Consider the following 18,387-nt stretch of genomic DNA (forward strand, 5'->3'; position numbering starts at 1 on the left):
TTTTATTTGAATTGTGTGACCGTTATTATTTATAATAGACGGTCTGAATATTTTTAGAATATAAAAAAGTAATAATTTTCAGTACATTCTGATACGTTTAGCATTTTCTCGAGCTATTTTTTTAGCTAATCTTTTTATTGCTGATGATTTTGCTCTTTTTCTTTTTGTTGTGGGTTTTTCATAAAATTCTCTACGGCGTATTTCAGCTAATATACCAGCTTTTTCGCAGGATCGTTTGAATCTTCTTAAAGCAACATCAAAGGGTTCGTTGTCTCGTATTTTAATAATTGGCATGATAGTTTCCATAATATTTATTTAATTAATTTATCATAAATATGATAGTAATAGTATTTGTTGGACATAGTTTTGTATAAATTTTTATCGGATATTATAGTCTAATATCTAGATAATATTCTTTATATGTATGATATAAAATTATATCATACATATGATACACGATTAGATAGATAATATATATTTAATAAATTTTGGTAGAATTAATTACATTAATGGATAAATTATGTGGATATTAGGAATTGAAACATCTTGTGATGACACTTCTGTAGCTATATATGATCAAAAATTAGGTTTGATATTTCATTCTACTTTACATCAAAACAATGTACATGAAAAATTTAATGGTATTGTTCCCGAATTAGCTGCACGAGCTCATTTAGATAAGTTATCATTTTTAATTGAGAAAGTTTGTGAAAAATATTTATTTGATGATAAATTTAATATTAAAAAAAATGTTTTTTGTGCAATTGCATATACAGTAGGACCGGGTTTAGTAGGTTCACTTTTAGTGGGAGCTACAATTGCACGCACTTTATCTTTGGCTTTAAATATTCCGTGTATTGCTGTTAATCATTTAGAAGGACATTTATTTTCAGCAATGTTAACCAACACAAGCTGTTCTTTTCCTTTTATAGCTTTATTGGTATCTGGAGCGAATACACAAATAATTAAAGTTGATAATTTAGGTCAATATACTGTATTAGGTAAAACATTAGACGATGCTGTTGGTCATGTTTTTGATTATATAGCAAGGTTATTAGGTTTAGGATATGGAGGAGGAAAAAAAATATCTTATTTAGCAACGCGCGGTCAAACTGGAAAATATTTTTTTCCTCGTCCTATGGTAAAACAGTCTAATTTAAATTTTAGTTTTTCTGGATTAAAAACACATGTTAAAAATGTTATTTTAAAATGTTCTAATTTATCATATGAAAAGTATAACATAGCTGCTTCTTTTGAAGAAGCTGTGGTAGATACATTAATAATAAAATGTAATATTGCTATCCAACAAAATAATTTGAAAAATTTTTTAGTGTGTGGTGGTTTTAGCGCTAATAACTTGTTAAGAAAAAAGTTGAAAATTTTATTAAAAAAAAATAATATGAAAGTTTTCTTTTCTAAAGAAATTTTTTGTACTGATAATGCTGCTATGATTGCATATGTAGGTTTTTTAAGATATAACTTAAATTTAATTTCTTGTGATAACTCTATAGAAGTATACCCTACGTTATCGATTAATGATAGCGTTTAATTAATTTTTCTTTACCTACACTTTTTTTAATTGATTTTTAAAAAATAAAATATAGAAAAAGTAAGATAGTTGTTTATTCTATTTTAAAATAGATATTTATTTATATAAATATATGTTAATTTATTTTATAAAATCATAAATTTTAAATTTTTATGATTTTATTATCAATATATTTTAATGTATTTATATTATTTTTATGGGCGGTATTTTGAAAATTTATTTAGTTGGTGGAGCTATTCGAGATCGTTTATTAGGTTTTCCTGTACACGATCGGGATTGGGTAGTTGTAGGAAGTACGTCTCAGAAAATGTTAAAAAAAAGATATTTACAAGTAGGAAAAGATTTTCCAGTTTTTATACATCCGAAAACACGTGAAGAATATGCTTTAGCTAGAACAGAAAAAAAAAGTGGTGTTGGATATTCTGGATTTTTGTTTGATTTTTCTTCAAAAATTACTCTACAAGAAGATTTAGTTAGGCGTGATTTAACTATAAATGCAATTGCTCAAGATAAAAAGGGCAATATTATTGACTTATTTAACGGTCAAAAGGATATTAAAAAAAGAATTTTACGGCACGTCTCTTCTTCTTTTGTTGAAGATCCTGTAAGAGTATTACGTGTAGCTAGATTTGCTGCAACATTATCACATTTAGGTTTTTATATTGCATCAGAAACTTTGATATTAATGAAATTAATTTGTCAAAAAAAAGAATTATTATATTTAACTCCTGAACGAATTTGGAAGGAAACGTATAAAGGATTATGTACACGTAATCCTCACGTTTATTTTAAAATTTTACATCATTGTAATGCTTTGTTTTATTTATTTCCCGAAATTAATTTTTTTTATAGAAAAACTAGCTTTTTTGATTTTCATTGTAACTGCGTTAACATTTTACAATTAAGTTTAATGGAATTATCTAGAATTTCTAAATGTACTACTGATGTTGATATTAGACTTTCTTATTTTTTACAATTTATAAGTTATATTTATTCTATTTCAGAAACAGATATTAAACATTATTTTTTTTATAAAAAGCCTGTTTTTTTAATAAAAAGTTTGTGTATGCGATTAAAAGTTCCTAAGGAAACACAAAAAATTTTAATTATTGTATGTGGTTTTCATAAATTTTTACAAACTATTAAAATTCAAAATTCTACATTAATTGTTGATTTTTTTGATATTATTGATGTATGGAGAAAACCGGATAGATTAAAAAAACTAATGTATTTAGATTTTTATGATGGTACTACTTATAACATTAAAAATAATTCTTTTGTTTTAGGAAAATTGTTAATATCTATGTTTTCGGCAATTAAAGATATTTCGGTTCAAGATTGCATAGACACAAAATTATTTAAAGGAATTGCTATTAGACATGAATTATATCGTTTACGAGTAGATAGTTTAAATAAATGGAGAAAAAAACAATAAAAATTTTAAAATATGTTTATGATTTTATTAATACTCAAGAATAAATACTATTTTTCTATTATAAAATATATTTAATGTTTTTATAAATTTTCTAAATAAATATTACATTAATTAATTTTATTAAAAATATATTTTATATATTTACTATACATAATAGTTTATATATAAAATTTTTATTTTATATAGAAGCTAGTACTGTTATTCCTGCTTGTGTTTTATGTAATTTTTTTTTTAAATTGTTAATTTTCTGTTTGCATATAATGTTAACGGTTGTTTGGAGATATATAGATTGATCATGTAGACTAGTACTTTTTATTAAAAATAAAATTTTTCCTGCATAAATGTTTATAGACTCTGTATTAATTGGAATATAGATATATTTTTGATTGTTTTTTTTAAATAGTTTATTCTTTATTACAATTTGTGCTCCGTATTCAGATTGAATTATAAATTTTATTTTTTTAGGATGATAATTTTTTATTTGTCCGTTACATGGAGATACAATTATTTTTTTGTTAGAATGAATTATTATTCTTGTTTGGTTCATGATAGGATTTTTTATATCAAAAATATTTTGAATAATTCCAGTGATTGGTGATAAAATATATCTTTTTTTTTTATTCATATATTATTTTTTATTAATTTTTAATTATTATTTTAATGTATAATTATTGTTGATTTTTTTCAATGACAGTGATTTTATTTATTTTAATTTAATCGGTTATTTTAATTTTTTTTCTGTGTGTATTTATATATATTTTAATAAAAAAATTTATTATATAGAGAATTTTATGTAAGTAATTATAATTTTTTATAATAATTTCTAATATAATTAGATATTATTAATTTTTTTTAAGAGTTTTTTAAAAAAATAGAACGTGTAATCAAATATTTTTTGATATTAATAATATTTTTTAATTATGTTGATGTGTACAAAGATTAAATTATAACAATATTTTTATAATTATACCATTTTAAAACAATAAATTTACTTTTATATATTTTACAAAATAAGTATTTTATATATTATGATTTATTGTAATTTTATAGTTATTTATATGGGTGTATACGATGAAATCAATATATGATAAAATTATAAATTTGCGATTACAGTTAAAATATCATAATTACATGTACTATACTCTAGACGCTTCAGTAATATCAGATTATATGTATGATAAGTTACGTGATCAGTTAATTAAATTAGAGAAAAAATATGAAAAAAATGATTTGCTAAAAATAGAACATCCTGTATTAAAACAGATAGGAAGTAAAAAACTGCATATTTTTTCTGAATGTATACATAAAACTCCTATGTTATCCCTGCAAAGTACTAACGAAATATCCGAAATTATACGTTTTGATGAAAAAATAAAAAAACATTTTAACTCTGTTAATAATATAAAATATTATTGTGACCTTAAAATAGATGGTTTAGCTGTTAATTTATTATATAAGAATGGTATATTAATTTCCGCGGCTACACGAGGAGACGGTTGGATTGGAGAAAATATTAAAGATAATGCTTGTACTATTACTTCTATACCAAAAATAATAGTAGGAAATAATGTTCCTGAAACTCTAGAAATACGTGGAGAAGTATTTATTAAAAAATCTGATTTTTTAATTTTAAATCAATTTTCTATGTTGAATAAAACAAAAGTATTTTCTAATCCACGTAATGCTGCTGCTGGTTCGTTACGTCAATTAGATCCTCATATTGCTAAAAAAAGGAAACTGATGTTTTTTGTGTATGGATATGGTGTTTTTACATCAAATGAAAGAATTAATAGTCATTATGATCGATTGATGCAACTTCAAAAATGGGGATTCCCTATACATAAAAATTATTTATTATGTAATACTAGCGTAGATATTATCAATTTTTATAATCAAATATGTATTGAAAGATCAAAATTAGATTTTGAGATAGATGGTATAGTTATAAAAGTAGATTCTATTGTTTTGCAAAAAAAATTAGGCTATACAGAAAAATATCCTAGATGGGCTATTGCTTTAAAATTTTTTTCTCAAGATGTAGAAACGAAAATTACAAATGTGACATTTCAAATTGGTAGAACAGGAATGATTACTCCTGTAGCCCATTTTTTACCAGTAAATATTTCTGGGGTAACAGTATGTAAAGCATCTGTATATAATTTTAGAATACTAAAAAAGTTAAAGATTTATATTCATGATTATGTAAAAGTTTATCGTGCAGGAGATGTCATTCCTAAAATTAGGACCGTTTTAATTAAAAAAAGAGATAAATTTGCTAAAAAAATTATTTTTCCAAAATATTGTATGTCATGTGGTTCAAAATTATTACATTCTTTTAATTTTACTAGATATTATTGTCCTTCTAATTTTTTATGCCCGGCACAAAAATTACAGAGGTTAATATATTTTTCTTCAAAATCTGGCATATATATCAAAGGTTTAGGTCAAAAAAACATTATTAAATTAATAAATTATGGATATTTACGTACTCCTGTTGATTTTTTTACTTTAACTTATGATAAACTACAAATGGTACCAGGTATAGGAAAAAAGTTATCAACTAAAATTATTAATAATATTAATTTTTCTAAAAATGTTCGTTTGGAAAAGTTTATTTGTGCTTTAGGTATTCTAGATGTTGGTATTTCCGTTGCAAAAATTTTATCTAAATACTATAAATCAGCTATCAAATTTATTAATACTAATTTTAAAACAGTATCAAATATCAAAGGTATTGGTATAAATATATCTAAATCAATTATTACATTTTTGAAAAATAAAAATAATTTATTTATTACATCAAAATTGATAGATCAATTAAATATTTTTTTTGTTTCTAATTGATATTTAAATGTATTTTTTCTGGTTATTTAGCGGATAATATGGGTCGTGCAGGATTTGAACCTGCGACCAATTGATTAAAAGTCAACTGCTCTACCAACTGAGCTAACGACCCATTTATGGGTGATGACGGTTTCGAACCGCCGACCTTCTCCGTGTAAAGGAGAAGCTCTACCAACTGAGCTAATCACCCTTATATATAACTATATTGTAGAACAGATATATTATGAGTCAATATATATTTTATATATATTTGTTTATTTGATTAAAAAATATACAATATTATAAATATATATTATATTTGTAAATATTTTTGACTATTTTAATTAATAATTTGAGTATTTTATGAAAATTAAAACCAGATTTTCTCCTAGCCCTACAGGATTTTTACATATAGGTGGCGTGCGAACAGCTTTATATGCATGGCTTTTTGCTCGCAAACATAAAGGTTCGTTTGTTTTACGAATTGAGGATACTGATTTAAAAAGAATAAGTAGTAATTTTGTTTCAGATGTTTTAAATAGTTTAACATATTTAGGATTGTTGTGGGATGAAGGACCTATTTATCAAAGTCATCGCTTAAAAATATATCAAGATATAATATCATTTATGTTAAAAAAAGGTCTTGCATACAAATGTTATTGTTCACAAGAAAGATTAGATACGTTAAGAAAAATTCAAATTTTGAATAAACAAAAACCAAAGTATGATCAAAAATGTTTAAATAATAATTATATTTTTAAAAAATCTAATATTCCTTTTGTGGTACGTTTTAAAAATCCTTCTGAAGGGATGGTGAAATTTACTGATATGATTAGAGGTGATATATCTATATCTAACTATGAATTAGATGATTTGATTATTCAGCGATCTAATGGTATGCCAACATATAATTTTTGCGTTGTAATTGATGACTGGAAAATGAATATAACTCATGTAATTCGAGGTGAAGATCATATTAACAATACTCCAAGACAAATTAATTTATTGAATGCATTAAATGCTCCTGTTCCAATATATGCGCATGCATCAATGATTTTAGACTCTAATGGAGCTAAATTATCAAAGAGAAATACTTCAATGAGTATTTCTAGTTATATTAATGCAGGATTTATTCCTGAAGCAATTTTAAATTATGTATTGCGTTTAGGTTGGTCTTATAAAAATCAAGAAATTTTTTCTATTGAAGATATGAAAAATTATTTCAATTTGCAAAACATAAGTCGTTCACCAAGTATTGTAAACGATAAAAAACTTTTATGGTTGAATCATTATTATTTAAGTAAATTACCAACTGAGACTATATACAATTATTTAGTTTCTTACATGAGTAATAAAAAAATTTTTTTGGATAATAAAATTGATATTCGTGGTTTATTAAAAGAATTTTTAAAACATCACAATACTTTAAAAGAATTTATATCCTCGTATGTTTACTTGTACAAAGATATCAATTTATTAGACGTTAATAATATTAAAATATACTGTAATATTACTAATGTCAAAATATTAAAATTTTTACATAAAAAATTTTTTTTGTTAACCTCTTGGAATAAATCAAATATTTTATTTTTAATTAAAAGATCTGTATTAAAGTTTAATATATGTTTTAAAGATGTAGCGACTTTAATTAGAATTGGTATTTCTGGACGAGAGCATACACCTAATATTTCTACCATAGTTTTTTATTTAGGAAAAAATACATTTTTATTACGAATACATAATTTTATTAAGTATATACAATTAAAGATATATAATTAAATATATATAATCATATATATTGAGTATGATTTTTAACACTACTAGATATTATAAGTATAATTAAATTAAATAAAGTAAATACATATTATTTATTTATATATAACACAATAGTAATATTGTACTATATATGTTTAGTTGTACTAAACATATATTATGTACATATAATAACATGTAATTATATTACGTGATATTAATTGAATTAATAAAAAAATTTTTGTTATATTTTGAATAAAAATAGCTATTTTTACAGTTTAAATTTGCATATTCATTATTTCTTCGTATAAATTAATTAATTTGTTTTGTATTTTTAATAACATATTTATCTTATATTCTTTATTGTTTTTTTTTGTTTTTGTGTTTTTTAAGTTAAATTCTTTTGTGTTATTTTTTATTTTTTTAGTATTTAATAATTCAGGTGATGTATTTTTTGATATTTTCAAAAAATTTTTATTTTTTATATTTTTTGGGTTTGATACAGAAGATATTGTTTGGATTGATTGCGGCTGTATTGAATTTATTTTCATAAAATCTGTCCTGTTTTTGTATATTATTTTTATAATATAATTTTTATTTTAACATATAAATATAGTATATTATTACATATTTAAACATTTTTTAATTTATTATATATGTTTATTGTTATGGTTTTTAGTTCGTACATTTTTGTATTTATATGATAATTATTTTTCAGGAAAAAAGTATGGATTTTATAAATATGTTGTATTCAAAAATACAAAAAAAATGGAAGTATTTTTTGTTTTTTATTTCACATAAATTAAAATTTATTATTGCTAGTTTTTTAGTAGTAATTTTTTTTCTATGTGCAGTTTTTTTTTGGATGAATAAAGTTAATTATGTAGTATTGTACAATAATTTGTCTGATATTGATGGAAAATGGGTGATATCTAAATTAAAAGATATGCATGTTTCATATCAATTCCATCGTTCTTCTAAAAAATTATTAGTTCCTGAAGATAAAGTTGATGAATTACGTTTTTCTTTAATGAATAAAAAAAATGTAATAAAAAAAAATGATGGTTTTAAGTTACTTGATAAGGAAAAATTTGGTATTAGTCAATTTCATGAACATGTTAATTATCATCGAGGATTAGAAGGAGAATTATCACAAACATTAGAGTGTATATTTCCAATTCAACATGCTCGAGTACATTTAGTATGTAAAAAAGACACTGATTTTTTTAGAGATGATCAGGTACCATCAGCTTCGGTAGTTGTTACTGTTTTTCCGGATACACAATTAACTGAAGAACAAATAGATGCTATTGCTTTACTAATATCAGGAAGTGTACCGAATTTATCTGCTGATAATATTATTGTAGTCAATCAATTTGGAAATATTTTAAATAAATGTACTTTAAATTATTCTAGATTTTTTAATAATAATAAATATAAAAAAATTAATATTTTAGAACAATATTATTGTGATCATATAAATAATTTATTAGCGTCTATGTATGGATCAAAAAATTTTATTGTACATGTGTGTGCTAAAATAAAAAAAAATAATACTATTATCAATAAAGTTAAAATAAAAAAAAATAATACTAAAGATCAATCTAAAAAATTATTAGATAATATATCAGATGTTTTTTTAAATAATAAAAAGAATACTATCTCTAGTAGTATTATACATAAGTTATTTTTAATGAAAAAAATAAGTACATTTATTACTAAAAAAATTTTAATGAATAATGTAAGTCAAATTAATTCAACTGTTAAAAAAAAAATCATCAATATGAATAATTATATTTTGTCTAATAATATGAATTCAGTTCATAATGTTAATGAGAAATTAATAAATTCTAATACGACAAATGATTGTGCTGATTATTTTTTTCCTGATTTCAGTAAATTAGATATTCAACATTTAAATATTACAATATTGATAAATTATAAAAAAAATGATGCAGGAATATATATTCCTTTTTCTTTTCAAGAATTACAAGATTTAGAAAAATTAATTAAATCAGTAATAGATTTTTCTGATCACCGAGGTGATTGCATTAATATAATTAATTATAAATTTTTTTCTTCGCATATTATTTCAAATCATGATATTTTTTCTATATATAATTATTTAAATGTAAATTATCTATTATTTTTTTGCATCAGTTTTTTTTTTGTTTTTTTATTTATTTATATATTATATAAAAATATTATAATAGATAATAAGAAAAAAAATTCCCTAACAACAGTTAGTAATATCAGTAAAAATTCAAAAAATTATCATCGTGTAAGTACCGATAAATTAAATTATAAAAAAAACGATTGTATTGATAAAGATCATTGTTTCATTAAGCATGATTTTTTAGATAAACATCCAAAAATTATTGAACAAGTGATACGTTATTGGATAAATAAAAAATGATATGTTTGAATGGTATACAGAAAAGTGCTTTATTGTTAATATCTATGGATACAAAAACTTCGGCGGCGGTTTTAAAAAATTTTACTAATTCAGAAATTAGTAGTTTTATTGATGCAATTTTAGCTCTGGATGCTAATATTTTAAAATATACCGATACAGTACTTTACGAATTTTATGACTTATTAAAAAAAAATAAAATTGTCAATTTTGATATTAAAAATCATATATCACAAATTATAGAGCATACACTAGGTTTAGATTTATCTCGTAAGTTATTTAAAAAAAGTTTAATAAAAAACGATTTTATTTATAATATCGCTATGTTAGAAAAATTAGGAGCAAAAAATATTTTTTTGTTAATTAAAAACGAGAATTTAAATATTGTAACAGCATTGTTAGTGCATATTAACACAACATTAACAACTGATATTTTATCTTTTTTTAACACACAAAATAGATTAAATATTTTAAACAATATGGTAAATTTTACTGGTTTACATTCTTCTGGTTTTTTAGAATTAAATAAAATTATTCGTATGTTTTTATATACACAAAAATCTTCTTTAGTAGAAAAAGAAAGAATTAATAAAATTGTATATATATTGTCTTATTTTGTGCAAGATAATATTGTTCAGTTTATTAATAAAATTAATACTCGACATAAAAATATTTTAAATAAACTGATAAGCCAATATTTTAATTTTAACGATATAATATATATTGAAGATAATAGTATAAAATATATTATAGATAATACAAACATAGATCATTTATGTGTTTTCTTGTGTCATATTGATGAATCTGTTCAAAATAAGTTTCTTTATAACATGTCACGTGAGAAATATCAGTATTTCAAAAAAACAATGTTATTAAATAAATCAATTGCTTATAATATTATTTTTTTTAAAAAAAAATTATTACTTAAAAATATTAAGAGATTTATACGGAATAATAAGATTATCATAAAATCAGAGCAGGCATAGTATATGAAAGTTTTTACTAACAATAATTTATGGAAAAAATGGTGTTTTAAAAAATCTAAAAAAATATTTCATGTAATGGGTACTCAAAATATTGAAAAAAATAAAACTTTAGAGCGGTCTGATTTTATTAAGAATAAAAATTATTCTTCATATTCTGATATATATCAGAAAGGATATAAAAAAGGTTTATTAGACGGGTACCAAAAAGGATATTGTGTTGGTTGGATGCAAGGATTTAATTATTCTTGTGATTTTTTTTTAAAAAATATCGAACAGTGTATTCAAGTACAGCTTTCTAATATTCTTAGACAGTTTAAAACTGCTATTGAGAATTTTAATTGTAATTTTTCGAAACGTTTAATTAATATTGTGTTACGTATCTCAAAAATTTTTTTGGATGATGTATTATCAGTTAATAAGCAGTATTTGATTAAAAGAATAAAAAAGATTATTAAGCAATCAAAATATATATTTCAGAAATTACAATTACATGTTCATCCTGACCATTATCGCACTATAATAAATAAATTTGGATTTTTAATGAATAAATATAAATGGACTGTAATTAGTGATAAAAAAATAGATATTTATAGTTATCGTATTATTACTTCTAAAGAAGAGATAGATGCTTCTTTGTCATCTTTTTGGCTTAGAATTAATGATGCAGCTAATTCATTAGATTAAAGATATATAAATGGTGTATTAAATATGTGGTTTCATCGAATTAACAATTTTGAAAAAAAAATATCACTTATTACTCGTGATATTTCATATGGTCGAGTATTAAGTGTTAATAACTTAATAATTGAAGCAACAGGAATATATTTACCTGTGGGATATTTTTGTTTTGTAGAACGCATGTATCGTGAAAAATTGTCTAAAGTAGTGTGTAAAATTATCGGTTTTAAAGAAAAAATTATTTTTTTGATACCTATTACAAGTTTAGACGGTATTTTTCCCGGATCTAAGGTTTTTTCAGGATATCATACCAATCATAATATTTCTACATATATTAAATTTCCGTTTGGAAGGCAGTTATTAGGTCGTATATTAGATAGTTTTGGTCGTCCTTTAGATGATCTTGGAAAGATTAAATCAAAAAAAAAATCTTTTAGTTTTTTTAAATCATTTATTAATCCTTTAAAAAGAATTCCTATTACTAAAGTTTTAGATACAGGTGTAAGAGCGATTAACAGTTTATTAACAGTTGGTCGAGGTCAGAGAATGGGTATATTTTCTCAGCCTGGTTTAGGTAAGAGTATGTTGCTTGGGATGATGTCTAGATATACTGATGCAGATGTAATTGTAGTTTCTTTAGTAGGTGAACGAGGTAGAGAAGTTAAGGAATTTATTTATAATGTTCTAGGTGTTAATAGTTTAAAAAAATCTGTTATAATTGTTTCTCCTGCAGATGTTTCTCCTATATTTAAAATTCAGTCAGTTCAATATGCAACATCAATTGCAGAATATTTTTGTAAAAAAAATAATCATGTATTATTAATAGTTGATTCATTAACACGATATGCTATGGCATATCGAGAAATATCAAATGCAATGTATGAAGTTCCTGTTTTGAAAGGATATCCTGCTTCTATTTTTTCCAATATTCCTTATTTAATTGAACGCACAGGTAACGTAAATAGTAATGGTTTCGGTTCTGTTACTTCTTTTTATACGATTTTAACTGAAGGAGATGAATATAATGATCCTATTTTAGACATAGCAAAATCTGTACTAGATGGACATATAGTATTATCACAGATTTTATCAGAAGAAGGACATTATCCAGCAATTGATATTGAAAAGTCTATTAGTAGATCTATGCATTCAATTGTAAACAACGATCATTATAAAAAATCCATATATTTAAAAAAATTAATTTCATGTCATCGTCATCATAGTGATTTGATTAATTTGGGTGTTTATGTGTCCGGTAATAATAAATTGTTAGATGAAGCAATAAGTGTATGGCCGATTTTGAAAAAATTTTTACAACAAAATTTTTTAGAATGTTGTACTTATACTCAATCAATTATTGAATTATCAAAATTATTAAAAAACTTTAATATATAAAATGGTGATATATATGATTTATAATATTTCTCATATCTGTGTTTTAAAAAAAAAATAAAAATAGATATTAAAAAAAACACTCATTATGTAAATTTTTGTAGACAAAAAATAAAAAAAATACAACAATATTTATTACAACTACATAAATATTATAATCAATATAATGTATATTTATATGAAAAATTTTTTCTTGGAAGTTCGCAATATATAATTAAGGTATATATACAGTTTTTATTAATGTTGAAAAGATTTATTTTTCAGCAACATATTTTTTTAAACTATTTTGAAAATCAAGTTAAAAATAGATTACTAATACATCACAAATTATATTTAAAATTAGAAATTTGGAAGAAATTAGAATTACGTATTAAGAATCGTATTGTACAAAAAAAAATATTAACAAATCAGCGTGAAGATAGTTTAATATGTTCAAATATTTATAATTTTTTACATCGAATATGAATAAAATTATTGATTTTTAGTTCTTTCAAATATAAATTATGATATTATATATAAAATAATTTTTTTTATTAGGAATAGTTATTTCATATTTTATAAACAAAAAAGTTATATATTATGTCTAGACAATCTAAATTTTTATATAAAAAATCTAAAATGCATGTATTACGCCGTAAACATTTTATTAATTTTATTTTAAAAAAACAAAAATTATTTTTTAAAGAATTATTTTTTGATTTTTGTTGTTTATTGGAAAAAAAATTTAATAAATGGTTTTGTCGTGATGTAAACATAGATTTTTATACTAGTAGTGTAGAATATAATCATATATGTTTACATAAGATGTATTTAAGCTTTATTGGTAAAAATTTTTTTTTAAACGTTAATTCTAATGAATGTTTAATATTAATTTCGCGAGTTTTTACTTCTATGTTTATAGGAAATATATGTGGAAATTATAATGTGTGTGTAGATATAAAATCTAGTAATTTAAAATTAACTAAAAACGAAATGAATATTCTAGATATATTATTAGAAAAAATTTTTTTTATTTGTAATACAACTTTTTTAAAGAAAATTTCTTCTTCTATCATTAACACAGGTAAATATATTACAGAGGATTATTTATTATCAAGTAATTTTGTATCTAGTTCTTATGTATGTTTTACTTTTCTGATTTATATTGATAATCATCAGAATAGATTAAAAATATATTTTCCTAAATATATTGTAGGAGATTTACAAAAATAAATTTTTTTAATTTATATGCTTTTTAAGCATATTTATTTTTGATTAAATTTATTTTAAATGTAGATTTTTTAAATATTTGTGACAAATTATTTAATAAAATTTTATAAAATTTTTTTTAAGGATATCATAATGCCAGATAGTTTTGAAAAGTTGAAAAATAATGAAATAAAACAAAAAATAAATTTTTTTAATACTAAAGATAAGATATCTATAACTGATACCAAAGATATTAATTGCAAAAATTTTAATCTTACAGACAATAAAAAAAAAATAATTGATGATACTACATCATATAATTTGTCTTTTATGTCGATTCCTGTTTATATTACAATAGAGTTAAGTAAAAAAAAAATTACTATTAAAGATTTATTAAAATTATCTAGTGGTTCTGTATTAGAGCTAGAAGATAAAGTAGATGAACCATTAAATATTTATGTTAATAAGCATTTAATTGCTATAGGAGAATTAGTGGTTCATAATGATAAATATGGTGTTCGTATAATCAAATTATTATAAAATTAATTATAACATAACTTTGTAATCACGTGGATAATTTATGAAATTATATAGTTATATTCAATCAAGCTTAACTAATAATATACTTCATGGTACAATAAATTATCTTTCTTATACATATAAAATTGGTAATTTATGTATTTTTTTTCTCCTATTCATCTTAGGTATTTTTTTATTAAAAAAAATTAAATTATTTTGTTTTACAAATACTTGTAGAAATAGAATGTATATAACTGATAAAATCTATTTGAGTCCTTCTCAATATTTTTGTATACTTCATGTTGAAAAATTTAGATTTTTATTAAGTATTACTGCAAATTCTATTCGTGTTATTCAGACATTACCAGATAGTAAAGAAATTGTTTTAAAAAAAAATAAACCTTGTTTAGGGTATATAAAATTGTTAAATATATTAAAATCTACATTCTTTTGGTTTAGGTGAGGTGATTATGTTACATAAAAATATAGTTTCTTTCTTATCTATTGCCCCAATTTTTTTAAATAAAGGTATTTTGAATAATACAATAAATAATATAATTAACTCTGGAGTTGATATATTGAACTTTTCTATTCAGTCATCTATGATACTAACATTATTGAGTTTTGTTCCAGCATGTTTACTAATGATGACTTGTTTTACGCGCATCATTCTTGTTTTTGGTTTTTTAAGAACTGCATTAGGAACTCCTTATTCTCCACCAAATCAAATATTAATTGGATTGTCTTTATTTTTGACTTTATTTGTAATGTCTCCAGTATTAGATAAAATATATAAAAAAGCGATTATACCATTTTATAAAAATGAAATTAATATAAGTGTAGCTTTAACTAAAGCAATAAGACCTTTACAACGTTTTATGATGAAACAAACTAGAAAATCTGATGTTGCTGTTTTTTTACGTTTAGCGAAAATTTCGCCAACAAAACATATAGAAAACATTCCTATACACGTATTATTGCCAGCCTTTGTTATTAGCGAGTTAAAAACAGCTTTTTTAATTGGTTTTACAGTCTTTTTGCCTTTTGTAATTGTCGACTTAGTTGTAGCTAGCATCTTGATGTCTTTAGGTATGATGATGGTTCCACCATCTACAATTTCTTTACCTTTGAAATTAATATTGTTTGTTTTATCAGATGGTTGGAAATTATTGATTATTTCGCTTTCAAAAAGCTTTTTTATTTAAAATTTGTTCTTTTTTTTATTTCTATGGATGTTATTATGGATCAAGAATTTTTAAATACTTTGTTTCAAGATTCTATTAAATTTGCAGTATTATTATCTGCTCCATGTTTGTTATCTGCTTTATTTAGTGGCATATTAATTAATATTTTTCAAACATCTGTACAAATAAACGAACAAACACTGTCATTTATACCTAAAATAATTTCAGTTATTATTTCTTGCATATTTTTTGGACCTTGGATGTTACAATTAACTCTAACATATATAAAAAATATTTTTCACATAATATCAACTGTTAATTAATTATTATGATAAATCAATTATTTAATCATCATATTTTTTATATGAGTAGTACACTATTATTAATAATGATTCGTATTTTTTTTATACTTATTTATTCTAATATATTTCATTATACGGATAAACATTTATCTATAAAAATTTTATTAATTTATTTGATAAGTTATTTATTAACACCTTTTGTGTGTACAAATCATATCAGTGATATAAATAATATAGATTTTTTTATCTTAATATGTAATCAAATATTAATAGGAATGATAATAGGGTGGTTGTTTCAGTGTGTATTTTCTTGTATAATTTTTATAGGAGAAATTATTAGTGCTCAAATTGGTTTATCGTCTTCTGTTTTCTTTAATTTTGGGCAACACGTTTATTCTTTAGTTTTTTCGCAATTGTTAAGTATTTTTTTTTTATTTCTATTTTTTATAAATAACGGACATTTAAGATTTATTATTTTTATAATTAATAGTTTTAGTGTATTTCCATTAAATGGTATTCCTATATATAGGAATATTTGTTTATCTATTATTAATTTTTCTAGTTTAATTTTTATAAATGGAGTATATTGTGTTTTACCAATTTTGTTTTTTTTTTTGATTTTATATATAGCATGTATGCTATTGAATAGAATTTTACCCAATATGTCATTATTTTCTTCTTTTTCGGTTATTATTTTTATTTTTAGTTTAATTTTGTTTAAATATTTTATTTTTCGGTTTTATTGGATTAGTACGATTTTAGTAAAAAATTTTTTTTATTATTTAAAAGTATATATTATAGGATTATTACATCGCTAATGATTTTTGTTATTAATATATATTTTTATTTTAAGTATTTTAATTATTATATATAAATTTTTTCATACTTTTTACTAAGTAAATACGAAAATATTAATATAATATAGTTTATTGGAGATCTGCAGTAGATCTCCGGTAAATACGTATAATACATATTTGTATTACAAATATTTTAAAATATTAGTTAATTTTTTTTTCTTCGTACATAATATGCTTCCTATAAATAGGATCATATTTTTTTAATTTCAGTTTACTTGTTGTGTTTCTTTTATTTTTAGTCGTTGTGTAGAAGTGCTTACTTTTACTGGAGGATATTAGTTTTATCTTAATTCTATTAGATTTAGCCATATTTTACCTATATAATGTATTTTTTATATATTTTTTCAATTCCAAATTTATTTATCATTCTTAATCCTTTCGCAGATATTCGTATTTTTATCCTTTTTTTTTCTTTTGGTAACCAAAATTTATGATATTGTATATTAAGCGAAAATTTTCTTTTAGTAGCATTCATAGCATGAGAACGATTTTGTCCTAGCATGGATTTTTTCTTAGTAACTTGGCATATTTTTGACATAAAGGTTATTCCAAATAGTTATGATAATCATTGTTATTTGTTTAAAGTAATATTTTATTTAAAATGAAAATGTTAAAATTTTTATATATTATGTATTTTGATTTATTTTTTTGTGGTATCTTGTAACAGAACTATTGATTTCTTGATAGGCAGATTCAATACTTTTCCATCCTTGAATTTGTACAGACTTGTTTTTTTCTAGATTTTTATAGTTATTAAAAAAATGAATAATTTGTTTTTTTAATAATTTTGATAGTTGATTAATATTATTGACTTCAATATATTCTTGTGTAGTTTTTTTATGTGGAACAGCTATAATTTTTGTGTCTATTCCTTGTTCATCTTCCATACTTAATAATCCAATAGGTCTGCATCGGATAATAGATTTCGGTTGTAGAGGATATGGAGTAGGAATTAAAATATCTAATGGATCACCATCTAACGATAAAGTTTGATTTATGAATCCATAATTACATGGATAAAACATAGCTGTAGGTATAAATCTGTCTACGTGTAATACGTTAAAAGATTTATGTAATTCATATTTTACAGGACTAGAACAAGCAGGAATCTCTATAATTCCATATATATCATAAGGTATATTTTTTCCTGCTGGAATTTGAGAAAAATTTTTCATATTTTTACCATAACTATAAGAATAAACAATTATTTATATTAATTAGGAGATTAATAGAACGGATTTTTTATAAATTAAGTCTGCAGATAAATATATTTAGAAATTTTTAATTTAATTAATATTGTTTAAAAATA

Annotated in this window: 21 protein-coding genes and 2 tRNA genes; 15 read left to right on the top strand and 8 right to left on the bottom strand. The window is 21.9% G+C overall.

The window, feature by feature from the left end:
- Positions 1-78 precede the first annotated feature (78 nt).
- The gene (rpsU, locus tag BUCISPPS3390_RS00195) at positions 79-294 is read right to left on the bottom strand and encodes a 30S ribosomal protein S21 (protein WP_154060658.1); all 216 of its coding nucleotides are present in this window, start codon (positions 292-294) and stop codon (positions 79-81) included.
- Between the two features lie 226 nt (positions 295-520).
- Here rpsU and tsaD point away from each other — a divergent pair, with 226 nt between their 5' ends.
- Together tsaD and BUCISPPS3390_RS00205 are read left to right on the top strand one after the other, a co-directional pair.
- On the top strand, positions 521-1,549 hold the full coding sequence (gene tsaD / locus BUCISPPS3390_RS00200) for a tRNA (adenosine(37)-N6)-threonylcarbamoyltransferase complex transferase subunit TsaD (protein ID WP_154060659.1): 1,029 nt from the start codon (positions 521-523) through the stop codon (positions 1,547-1,549).
- A gap of 208 nt (positions 1,550-1,757) precedes the next feature.
- Entirely contained in the window at positions 1,758-2,984 is a 1,227-nt protein-coding gene (locus BUCISPPS3390_RS00205; protein WP_154060660.1) for a CCA-adding protein, read from the top strand.
- Positions 2,985-3,162: 178 nt separating this feature from the next.
- Here BUCISPPS3390_RS00205 and BUCISPPS3390_RS00210 read toward each other — a convergent pair whose 3' ends face one another.
- A complete protein-coding gene (locus tag BUCISPPS3390_RS00210; RefSeq protein WP_154060661.1) occupies positions 3,163-3,609 on the bottom strand; it encodes a PTS glucose transporter subunit IIA in 447 nt (148 codons plus the stop codon).
- Positions 3,610-4,055: 446 nt separating this feature from the next.
- On the opposite strand from BUCISPPS3390_RS00210, the gene ligA reads away from it, so the two are divergent.
- Entirely contained in the window at positions 4,056-5,828 is a 1,773-nt protein-coding gene (ligA, locus tag BUCISPPS3390_RS00215; RefSeq protein WP_154060662.1) for an NAD-dependent DNA ligase LigA, read from the top strand.
- A gap of 39 nt (positions 5,829-5,867) precedes the next feature.
- Here the strand turns inward: ligA and BUCISPPS3390_RS00220 are convergent.
- Positions 5,868-5,940: transfer RNA gene (locus BUCISPPS3390_RS00220), tRNA-Lys, on the bottom strand.
- 5 nt (positions 5,941-5,945) lie between these two features.
- Positions 5,946-6,018, bottom strand: a tRNA-Val gene (locus BUCISPPS3390_RS00225).
- Between the two features lie 152 nt (positions 6,019-6,170).
- Here BUCISPPS3390_RS00225 and gltX point away from each other — a divergent pair.
- Positions 6,171-7,586, top strand: a complete 1,416-nt coding sequence (gene gltX / locus BUCISPPS3390_RS00230; RefSeq protein ID WP_154060663.1) for a glutamate--tRNA ligase — start codon at positions 6,171-6,173, stop codon at positions 7,584-7,586.
- Positions 7,587-7,837: 251 nt separating this feature from the next.
- Here gltX and BUCISPPS3390_RS00235 read toward each other — a convergent pair whose 3' ends face one another.
- Positions 7,838-8,110, bottom strand: a complete 273-nt coding sequence (locus BUCISPPS3390_RS00235) for a flagellar hook-basal body complex protein FliE (RefSeq protein WP_154060664.1) — start codon at positions 8,108-8,110, stop codon at positions 7,838-7,840.
- A 176-nt stretch (positions 8,111-8,286) separates the two neighbouring features.
- Between BUCISPPS3390_RS00235 and fliF the strand changes: the two genes are divergently transcribed.
- The 11 genes from fliF to BUCISPPS3390_RS02160 all read left to right on the top strand — a co-directional run bounded on the left by fliF (position 8,287) and on the right by BUCISPPS3390_RS02160 (position 17,039).
- Positions 8,287-9,975, top strand: coding sequence for a flagellar basal-body MS-ring/collar protein FliF (gene fliF / locus BUCISPPS3390_RS00240; protein WP_172599021.1), 1,689 nt, complete (start codon positions 8,287-8,289; stop codon positions 9,973-9,975).
- Complete coding sequence (locus BUCISPPS3390_RS00245; protein ID WP_154060666.1) at positions 9,972-10,958, top strand: FliG C-terminal domain-containing protein; 987 nt, start codon at positions 9,972-9,974, stop codon at positions 10,956-10,958. Before fliF ends, BUCISPPS3390_RS00245 begins: the two co-directional genes overlap by 4 nt.
- A gap of 3 nt (positions 10,959-10,961) precedes the next feature.
- Positions 10,962-11,642, top strand: a complete 681-nt coding sequence (locus BUCISPPS3390_RS00250) for a FliH/SctL family protein (RefSeq protein WP_154060667.1) — start codon at positions 10,962-10,964, stop codon at positions 11,640-11,642.
- Positions 11,643-11,666: 24 nt separating this feature from the next.
- Positions 11,667-13,031, top strand: a complete 1,365-nt coding sequence (locus BUCISPPS3390_RS00255; protein WP_172599022.1) for a FliI/YscN family ATPase — start codon at positions 11,667-11,669, stop codon at positions 13,029-13,031.
- A gap of 237 nt (positions 13,032-13,268) precedes the next feature.
- Positions 13,269-13,493, top strand: a complete 225-nt coding sequence (locus BUCISPPS3390_RS00260) for a hypothetical protein (protein WP_154060669.1) — start codon at positions 13,269-13,271, stop codon at positions 13,491-13,493.
- Between the two features lie 114 nt (positions 13,494-13,607).
- A complete protein-coding gene (locus tag BUCISPPS3390_RS00265; protein ID WP_154060670.1) occupies positions 13,608-14,240 on the top strand; it encodes a hypothetical protein in 633 nt (210 codons plus the stop codon).
- Positions 14,241-14,369: 129 nt separating this feature from the next.
- Positions 14,370-14,756, top strand: coding sequence for a flagellar motor switch protein FliN (gene fliN / locus BUCISPPS3390_RS00270; protein ID WP_154060671.1), 387 nt, complete (start codon positions 14,370-14,372; stop codon positions 14,754-14,756).
- Positions 14,757-14,796: 40 nt separating this feature from the next.
- A complete protein-coding gene (locus BUCISPPS3390_RS00275; RefSeq protein WP_154060672.1) occupies positions 14,797-15,198 on the top strand; it encodes a hypothetical protein in 402 nt (133 codons plus the stop codon).
- A 7-nt stretch (positions 15,199-15,205) separates the two neighbouring features.
- Positions 15,206-15,940, top strand: a complete 735-nt coding sequence (gene fliP / locus BUCISPPS3390_RS00280) for a flagellar type III secretion system pore protein FliP (protein WP_154060673.1) — start codon at positions 15,206-15,208, stop codon at positions 15,938-15,940.
- A gap of 35 nt (positions 15,941-15,975) precedes the next feature.
- Positions 15,976-16,242, top strand: a complete 267-nt coding sequence (locus tag BUCISPPS3390_RS00285) for a flagellar biosynthetic protein FliQ (RefSeq protein WP_154060674.1) — start codon at positions 15,976-15,978, stop codon at positions 16,240-16,242.
- A 41-nt stretch (positions 16,243-16,283) separates the two neighbouring features.
- The gene (locus tag BUCISPPS3390_RS02160) at positions 16,284-17,039 is read left to right on the top strand and encodes a flagellar biosynthetic protein FliR (RefSeq protein ID WP_420021830.1); all 756 of its coding nucleotides are present in this window, start codon (positions 16,284-16,286) and stop codon (positions 17,037-17,039) included.
- A 180-nt stretch (positions 17,040-17,219) separates the two neighbouring features.
- Here the strand turns inward: BUCISPPS3390_RS02160 and rpmG are convergent, their stop codons facing one another.
- The 3 genes from rpmG to ppa form a co-directional block, all read right to left on the bottom strand.
- Positions 17,220-17,387, bottom strand: coding sequence for a 50S ribosomal protein L33 (rpmG, locus tag BUCISPPS3390_RS00295; RefSeq protein WP_154060676.1), 168 nt, complete (start codon positions 17,385-17,387; stop codon positions 17,220-17,222).
- Between the two features lie 7 nt (positions 17,388-17,394).
- A complete protein-coding gene (gene rpmB, locus BUCISPPS3390_RS00300) occupies positions 17,395-17,616 on the bottom strand; it encodes a 50S ribosomal protein L28 (protein WP_154060677.1) in 222 nt (73 codons plus the stop codon).
- Between the two features lie 88 nt (positions 17,617-17,704).
- The gene (gene ppa / locus BUCISPPS3390_RS00305) at positions 17,705-18,253 is read right to left on the bottom strand and encodes an inorganic diphosphatase (protein ID WP_154060678.1); all 549 of its coding nucleotides are present in this window, start codon (positions 18,251-18,253) and stop codon (positions 17,705-17,707) included.
- Positions 18,254-18,387: the final 134 nt, after the last annotated feature.

The organism is Buchnera aphidicola (Cinara cf. splendens/pseudotsugae 3390) (assembly GCF_900698845.1).
In the GTDB taxonomy this organism is placed as follows: Bacteria; Pseudomonadota; Gammaproteobacteria; order Enterobacterales; family Enterobacteriaceae; genus Buchnera_F; species Buchnera_F aphidicola_AM.